This window comes from Vibrio sp. 10N.286.49.E11, assembly GCF_041469505.1.
In the GTDB taxonomy this organism is placed as follows: domain Bacteria; phylum Pseudomonadota; class Gammaproteobacteria; order Enterobacterales; family Vibrionaceae; genus Vibrio; species Vibrio crassostreae_C.
On the sequence record NZ_JBFRKQ010000113.1, the window covers coordinates 19,112 to 27,082 of the forward strand.

Annotated in this window: 4 protein-coding genes and 1 tRNA gene; 1 reads left to right on the top strand and 4 read right to left on the bottom strand. The window is 44.4% G+C overall.

Annotation, left to right across the window (positions count from 1 at the left end; translation table 11 throughout):
• Nucleotides 1–2: 2 nt before the first annotated feature.
• From AB4167_RS21250 to AB4167_RS21265, 4 genes are all read right to left on the bottom strand, one after another.
• Nucleotides 3–1,742, bottom strand: coding sequence for a hypothetical protein (locus AB4167_RS21250; RefSeq protein ID WP_372136978.1), 1,740 nt, complete (start codon nt 1,740–1,742; stop codon nt 3–5).
• Nucleotides 1,739–2,965 (bottom strand): site-specific integrase, encoded by a 1,227-nt coding sequence (locus AB4167_RS21255; RefSeq protein ID WP_102420184.1) that lies wholly within the window; start codon nt 2,963–2,965, stop codon nt 1,739–1,741. The genes AB4167_RS21250 and AB4167_RS21255 overlap by 4 nt, the downstream gene beginning before the upstream one ends.
• A gap of 198 nt (nt 2,966–3,163) precedes the next feature.
• Nucleotides 3,164–6,277, bottom strand: a complete 3,114-nt coding sequence (gene vexH / locus AB4167_RS21260) for a vibriobactin export RND transporter permease subunit VexH (protein WP_017062023.1) — start codon at nt 6,275–6,277, stop codon at nt 3,164–3,166.
• The gene (locus tag AB4167_RS21265) at nt 6,277–7,353 is read right to left on the bottom strand and encodes an efflux RND transporter periplasmic adaptor subunit (RefSeq protein ID WP_102393841.1); all 1,077 of its coding nucleotides are present in this window, start codon (nt 7,351–7,353) and stop codon (nt 6,277–6,279) included. Before AB4167_RS21265 ends, vexH begins: the two co-directional genes overlap by 1 nt.
• A gap of 388 nt (nt 7,354–7,741) precedes the next feature.
• On the opposite strand from AB4167_RS21265, the gene AB4167_RS21270 reads away from it, so the two are divergent.
• Nucleotides 7,742–7,826, top strand: a tRNA-Tyr gene (locus AB4167_RS21270).
• Nucleotides 7,827–7,971: the final 145 nt, after the last annotated feature.

Here is a 7,971-nt window from a genome sequence, read left to right on the forward strand (position 1 = left end):
AGTTACCCCTTAAAGACATCTGAAATGGAATCTTCATCCCACAGAGGATGACACCCTTGACGTTTGAGGTAGGCTTCTGCGGCCTTTAGGTTGCGTTTTTTAAAGCGTTTTTTGATTTCCACGATGGAAGATTGAACGTCACTGAAGTTTTTAATGAAATGCGTTAAATTTTTATGAGCAATTAACGCCTCTTTGAACCTCAGTTCAAATGAAAGAAAACGCCAAATATCATGAACTTCGTCGACAACGGCGAAGTTACGACACATAAAGCATTTAATGACATACCCACATCCCAAATCCTTTACATCGTCTTCTTCTAACAACCCTACATCCAAATTCGTCTTTTGGAATTCACGTTTCTGAGGTGTGTCCTCACCCTTACAGATACCACCATTGGATACATCATCAACAGTGTGCTTAGAGGCTGTTCTAAGTGCATCAGCCTCTTCAACTGATAAAACCTCACAATACTTAGCTTTTGTCTTTGCAATAGCGACCGTAGCGCCACCTGTCGGGTTCTGAGCATAAGCGTATAATGTCGCTCCGCCTACCGCCAGCTCTCTCCTTGCGATGGCCTTGGAGTTCTTGCCATATTCCGAATTATTCCAAGTGCTTTCTGATTGGTTGCGTGAGCTTTCCATTGCTCCCATCCGACCGTATTGACTCTCGGCATACTGTTTAATCGAGGACTTTAACCGCATACAGCTCAATTTAAAGTTTGGGTTGCTCGATACGGCCAACTTTAACGTTGTAGAGCGCTCCATCAATCCTTTAACGTAGTACCGCAAGTTCATGTGATTAGGTGTTTCACCGCTTCTGCGAACAAACAAGTAATGTTTATCCAACTTTAAATCTTCAGCGTTAAGTTTTGATAGCTGAATGTGTTCTTCAAAAAAGGTTTTTGATGCAGCCCTAGGAGTAAATGAACGCGTTTCTTCTTTGTAACCACGAGTTTTTAAGCCCTTAACGGAGATGCGGTTCCCACCGATGTTATCGACTTTCCATTCATCTTCTAACACGAAGGTATTTAGCGCCTCTGCCGGACCTACCGCCGTGTAATAGATGTATAGAAATACGGCATTATTTATTAAGCTATCAAACGCCAACCTTCTTTGATAATCGCTAATAGATTCGTCCAGATAACGCTTATTGAGCGCTTTTCTATCGGATAAAAGAGCGCGACCTATTTTCTTTAACTCTTTTTGGGTGTAGTTGTTCGAATCAAGAGAAGCAGAGTTAGTGTCAAGGTTTCGAAGTGCCTTGGGAATTGCGCCCAAACCAAATTTCTTGAGCATAGAGCTGTATTTCGATGCCTCCCACCCGAGGGTTTTGGCCTTTTTAGGTCTACCACGCAACCCAACACCCGTTGTTCTTATTGAAAACCACTGCGCTTGAATGTAGGTACTGGCAGATTCAGGGGATAACTCAACCTTTTGCTTTCCTTTCTTCTCATTAAAGGCGTGCGACAATATGGCTTTTATGTCTGTAAAATATACCACTTTTCCAGACTCAGCCCACCCAGACTGGTCAAACTTAGAGATAAGAAAACGAACATGCTTCTTGGTGCTGTATTGCAGTAACTCTTCAAAATTACAGTTAGAATTAGTGCCGTTGCCATTTTTCCACACATACTTCCATTGATGAATCGTTGCTAACGGGTTGTCCGATTGCATTTCATCCGTTGGGATAGAGCGATAAATGCGAGCATTTTCTGGCTTGTTAACATCTATTTTATCGGTCATAAAATGTCAGCCTCATCCAGTAAGTTCATCATTAATTCAGGCACTTGATTCTTAGTTGGATTGCCTTCCCAATGCGTTAAATAGTGCATGGTGACACTTAAATCTTTATGACCCGCTTCATCTTTGAGTAACTTCAATGCTTGGGAGGTTGTGATGTCATCCATGTTAACCAAAAGCTCAAACTTATTGGCGAGAAAAGTGACTCTTGTATCATGAAAAATATGGTCAAAATGCGGATTACTGTTCTCTTTTATCGCACTTCGCAATTTACTCCAGAGGGCGTCGATTGAGTTTGATTTTTCGTTTTCTTCTTTAAATCTATTACCTTCTTTAGTGATGAAAATAGGGGCATCTTCATCACCTGTATTGTAAAAATACAACCTAGCACGCTCCTTATATCGCTCACTTTCACAGTATTTAGATAACTGCTCCATTAACCACACTGGCATTGAAATCACTCGGTTTGTACCAAACTTAGTTCGGCAACCGTGAGAATTACCAATCTTAATGTTGGTGAACGTTTTACCCCTAAACCCCTTGGGCACTTTCACATGGCGAGGTTTTAAGTCAGCAACCTCTATTGCTCTTAATCCTGAGTTGATAGCAGTTGCAACGAGTAACCTAAACTCACCTGAAACCCCTGCACGATGCCAGTTGTCTCTTATATGCTGAATATCCATGTCATTCATTGGTGTTAACGTGGTTTCCTGCTTCGGGCTGGTAATGGTTATGTCTGTAAGCATCTGGCCATATTTGGTGTAACCAGTTACTTCAAAAGGGAGGTTTTCAACATAACCATGTCGCAGACAAAACACATAGAATCTTCTAATTACGGACAAGGTTGTTGAACCTACACTGCGCCTCATATTGCCGCTGTCAATTTGCTTATTTAAGTAAGCTCGGAACAGGTAAATGGGATAACGTTCAAGCTCTTGATTTTCGTCATTCCAGTTGAGATTGTTCTTCCCTAGAAACCTAAAGAAACGAAGTAAAGCATAAGAGGTAGGTTCAGTGTTCTTTATACCTTCAACGATACGACGACTCAGAATATAAGCGTTAGCATAAAACTCAGGCTCACCCTCTGAGGTAAACAGTAATTTCACACCATCGAAACGCATAGGTTTGTGAATAGAGAAATCAGGTTTATCTCCTGAGATATCTTCTTCAATATCCCCAATCTCTACCTCTTTACTTGTTGCAATGAGATGGTAATAGTGATCCATAACAGCCCCTTCAAAGTCAATCTAACTTTAGGTTAGACTAACAATCTAATAAATTCAATTAAAAAGGGAGTGACTATTACTCCCTCACAACAACTTATTAGATATGTTGGCTGTAAAAAAGCCTGCAATTCGCTAGGAGCAAACGCAGGCTTTTCAATATTGTTACACTATTCCGTGTTCATTAATCGTGCGTGTTCATTAACCGTGACTGGTTCTTCCCACGTTGTCATGGCTAAGCTCTTTATTAAGTTCCGCTTCCACGTGACCCGGAGAGCGTGTTGATCCTGAAATCAGTCGGTACATCGCAGGAATTACGAACAGAGTAACCAATGTCGCGAAGCCCATACCGAAGAAGATAACCGTACCCACAGCCACTCGGCTTTCATAGCCTGCGCCCGTTGAAGTAATCAATGGAATTGCACCAGCCAGCGTCGTGAATGCCGTCATCATGATTGGACGTAAGCGTCGAGCAGAAGCATCAATGATCGCCTTTTCAAACTCAATACCACGGTCACGAAGTTGGTTAGCAAACTCTACGATCAAGATACCGTTTTTGGTTACCATACCGATCAACATGATCATACCAATCTGGCTGTAGACGTTGAGCCCTTGACTCATCAGCACCAAGCCTAAGAAGCCACCGAAGATACCCATAGGTACGGTGAACATCACCACCAGCGGGTTAATGAAGCTTTCAAACTGCGCGGCCAGTACCAAGTATGCGACCAGCATCGCTAGCGCAAACACCACTAGGATACTTGATTGGTTCTCTTTAAAGTCTTTTGACTCGCCAGAGTAGCTCACTGAAATATCACCCGGTAGCTGTTCAATCGCTTGTTCATCAAGGAAATCGAGCGCGTCACCCAGCGTGTAACCTTCCATTAGGTTCGCTTTAATGGTCACCGATTTCTGCTTGTTGTAGTGCGACAAACGAATCGATGAAGCCACTTCTTCAATGTGCGTCAGCGTATCAAGTGTAACCAGCTCACCAGACTGAGTTCGCATGTAGATTTGGCTTAGATCGTTCGCGTTGTTGAAGCTGTTTTCATCACCACGCAGATACACGTCGTACTCTTCACCACGGTCAACGAAGGTCGTTTCACTGCGGCCGCCAAGCATGATTTCTAACGTATCTGAAATGTCTGAAACGCTAACACCTAGCTCTGCTGCACGCTGCTTATCTACGGTTACCAATAGCTCTGGTGTTTTCTCAGAGTAATCGATGTCCGCGCCTTCCATCATTGGAGAATCTTCAGCCGCTTGCTTTAAGAGCTCTGCCCACTTCTGAAGTTCAGAGTAATCAGAACCGCCAAGTACGAATTGAACAGGCTCACTTGAACCACCTTTGAAGCCCGGCATGAACGGGAATACACGCACATCTGGAATGCCGTTCAACGATTTACGAACTTCGTTCAACGCTTCTTGTGCGGTAACGTCACGCTCATCCCAGTCTTCTAGGATCATGATTACGAAGCCCGTTTGGTCACCCGCATTACCACCAAACGCTGGTGATTGAATACTGAATGACTTCAAGAAGCCCTGACCAAGCAATGGCATTAAGCGTTCTTCAACGATGTCCATGTTGGCAGACATACGGTTGTAACTGGTTGCATCGGCACCACGAACAAACGCAAATATAACACCACGGTCTTCTTGTGGCGTCAGTTGCGACGGCACTTGTTGCATCAAGCCATAACTACCGCCCATACACGCGATAATGATGATTGGAGCGGCCCAACGCCAGTTAAGAGCACGGCGCAATACCGCGCGGTATCCAGACTCAAGCTTGCCAAATACGCGCTCGACAAACAAATTGAAACGGTTTGGTTTAACGTTCGCTTTAAGGATCTTACTGCCTAGCACTGGCGTTAGCGTTAATGCGACTAGCGACGAGAAGATCACCGACATCGCAAGCAATACAGAGAACTCGGTAAACAATAGGCCAACCATGCCGTCCATGAACGAGATTGGTAGGAATACCATTACCAATACAAGCGTTGTTGCGATTACCGCAAAGCCTACTTCACGAGTACCTTTATAGGCAGCAAGCAGCGGTGACTCACCACGTTCAATATGGTGGAAAATGTTCTCAACCACCACGATCGCATCATCGACCACCAAACCAATCGACAGGATAAGTGCCATCAGGGTAATCAGGTTGATGGAGAAACCGAAGTAGTACGCGGCAATAAACGACGAGATCAGAGATACAGGTACGGTTACCGCTGGAATAAGTGTTGCACGTGCTTGACCAATAAAGATGTAAAGCACAAGGATAACCAAGCCACCCGTGATAAAGAGTGTGCTGTATACCTCTGAGATTGAACGGTCAATAAAGACTGTTGAGTCATAATCGACAGCTAAACGAGTACCGTCTGGCAAGAACTTTTGAATTGCTTCGACTTCTTTATGGACTAAGTCAGCCACCTCAAGTGGGTTCGCATCTGACTGAGGCACGATACCCATGCTTACGTTAACAACGCCGTCACTCTTAAAGGTCGAGTTCTCGTTTTCTGCGCCAATGTAAACATCCGCTACGTCTTTCAAGTAGATAGGTGTGTTATCAGAGGCACGTTTAACGACTAGATATTCGAAATCTTCCGCTTCAGTGTAAGAACGAGCAGTACGAACCGACATCACAATCGCATCGTTACGTACTTCACCACCTGGGCTTTCAATGTTCTCACTGTTCAGAGCAGAAGTGATGTCCGAGGTAGTAACACCACGACCCGCCATCTGCGCAGGTTTCAGCTTCACGTACATTACTTTGTACAAGCCACCTGAGATATCCACCGAGCTCACGCCAGAAATCAAACTAAAGCGGTCAATCAACACACGTTCGGTGTAGTCGGTTAACTGCGTTCGGTCCATCTCCGTCGAACTTAAGTTGATGTAGACCGAAGCTTCACCACTACCATTGTTCTTATAAACAATTGGGTCGTCGGCTTCATCTGGCAATGAACGCTGCGCACGAGCTACAGCATCACGAACATCACTCACACCGGTATTGAGGTCGTAACCAAGCTCAAAAGTAATCGTGATACGGGACATACCGTTACGCGTTGTGGATTCGATCTCATCGATACCACTGATGCCGGATAACTGGTCTTCAAGGTTGGAGGTTATTTGGCTTTCAATGATGGTGGCAGACGCACCCTCATAACGAGTACTGATCGATACTACCGGGCTTTCAATATCTGGCATCTCACGAACCGCGAGCTTATTGAAAGAGACAATACCAAACACAACCAATAGTAGGCTCAATACGACGGCCGCTACTGGTCTCTTTACAGAAACATCAGATAACAACATTAGTTAGCGCCTTCTTGTGCTTTTTTATCACTTGCTGCATCAGCTGGGCGATTAACGGCAAGCTCTTGAACCAAGACGCCGTCACGCATGTTCACGATACCTTGCACCACGATCTTCTGGCCAATTTCGATGCCTTTGTCGATCACGACTTCGTTATCGATACGTGCCCCAAGGAAAACTTCTGTACGAGTTGCTTTATTATCTTCGTCGATAACATAAACGAAACGCTTCGTACCTGAATACTCAAGCGCTTGAACTGGAATGATTGGCGCTTCCACTGGTGGGAAGTCCATATCCGCCGCCACTAACATACCTGGCTTTAGATAATCATTATTGTTGTCGAAGTGGATTCGAACTCGAAGGTTCAAGGTTTCAGCGTTAATACGAGAATCAATGCCTACTACAGTACCAGTGAACTGAGTGTCGCCCCATGCGCTAGTACGAGCCGTTACTTTCATACCTTTAGACAGTTTAGAAAGGTAGCGCTCCGGGATCTGCAGATCTAATTGCATTACCGATAGGTCATCTAAGGTCACGAGTTCAGTACCTGCAGTCACCATTTTACCGCGGCTAAAGTCGATAAAACCAACAGTGCCCGAGAATGGCGCGCTGATGTGAAGATCTTTCAGGTTGGCATTTGCAGCAGCTAAACGAGCATTGGCGATCTCTACATTGGTTTTCTGAGCGTCAATTTCAGTTTGCGTGATCGCGTTACGTTTCACTAGGCGTTGAAATTCCGCCAGCTTACGTTGCTCGTCTTTTAGATAAGCTTGCGCTTCTGCAACTGCCGCTTTTGCTTTGTCATCGTCGAGTTGAACCAACATCTGCCCTTTAGTGACATCTTGATTGGCTTTAATGTTGATAGAGTCCACTCTGCCAGCCACTTCAGAAGTGATCATTACCGATTGCTCGGCTTCTAGCTTACCGACCAACGAAAGAGATTGGCTAACTTGGTGAATATCAACCTGCTCAGTAACAACAGTGACAGTGCTTGGGCCCATACGTTTAGCGAGTACGGCTGGAGACGCCATAAGAATAGACAAGCTAAGCAGGGTTAAAACAGATTTACGCTTCATAATAATGGTCTGCAAGTGAGATTTAATATCTATAAATGAAATTAACCGTATTCTATCAACTGATGAATGCTGTAACGTCAAGAAGTGTAAATCTAGATTAAATTCCATTTACGTTTCTTGGCGAATTGCACAAACCAAACACAATGCAGAAAGCGAGTTACCTCAAGGTGTTACCTATCACTACGTAAACCTTAGTACAGATGTTCACTTCCCGAGCAATATGCGTACTTTTCGCCATCTTTGCCCAAAAAGGCAGCATTCAACACAAAACCATAAGAAAAACTCTTTACAGGTTTAACGTGTTTGCTATGATGCGCTCCGCACTTGAGAGATGCGTTGGGAAAAACATCTCTTTAGCCTATCCATTATGAGTTAGGAAAAACACCCTGGAGGGGTTCCCGAGTGGCCAAAGGGAGCAGACTGTAAATCTGCCGGCACTGCCTTCGATGGTTCGAATCCGTCTCCCTCCACCATATTCTTCTTACCTCTTTTAAGAGTTAAGAGAACAACCTGATTGATGGGCTTATGGGAAAACATCAATTTAGGCTTACTTTGTGAAGAGTAAGACACACCCTGGAGGGGTTCCCGAGTGGCCAAAGGGAGCAGACTGTAAATCTG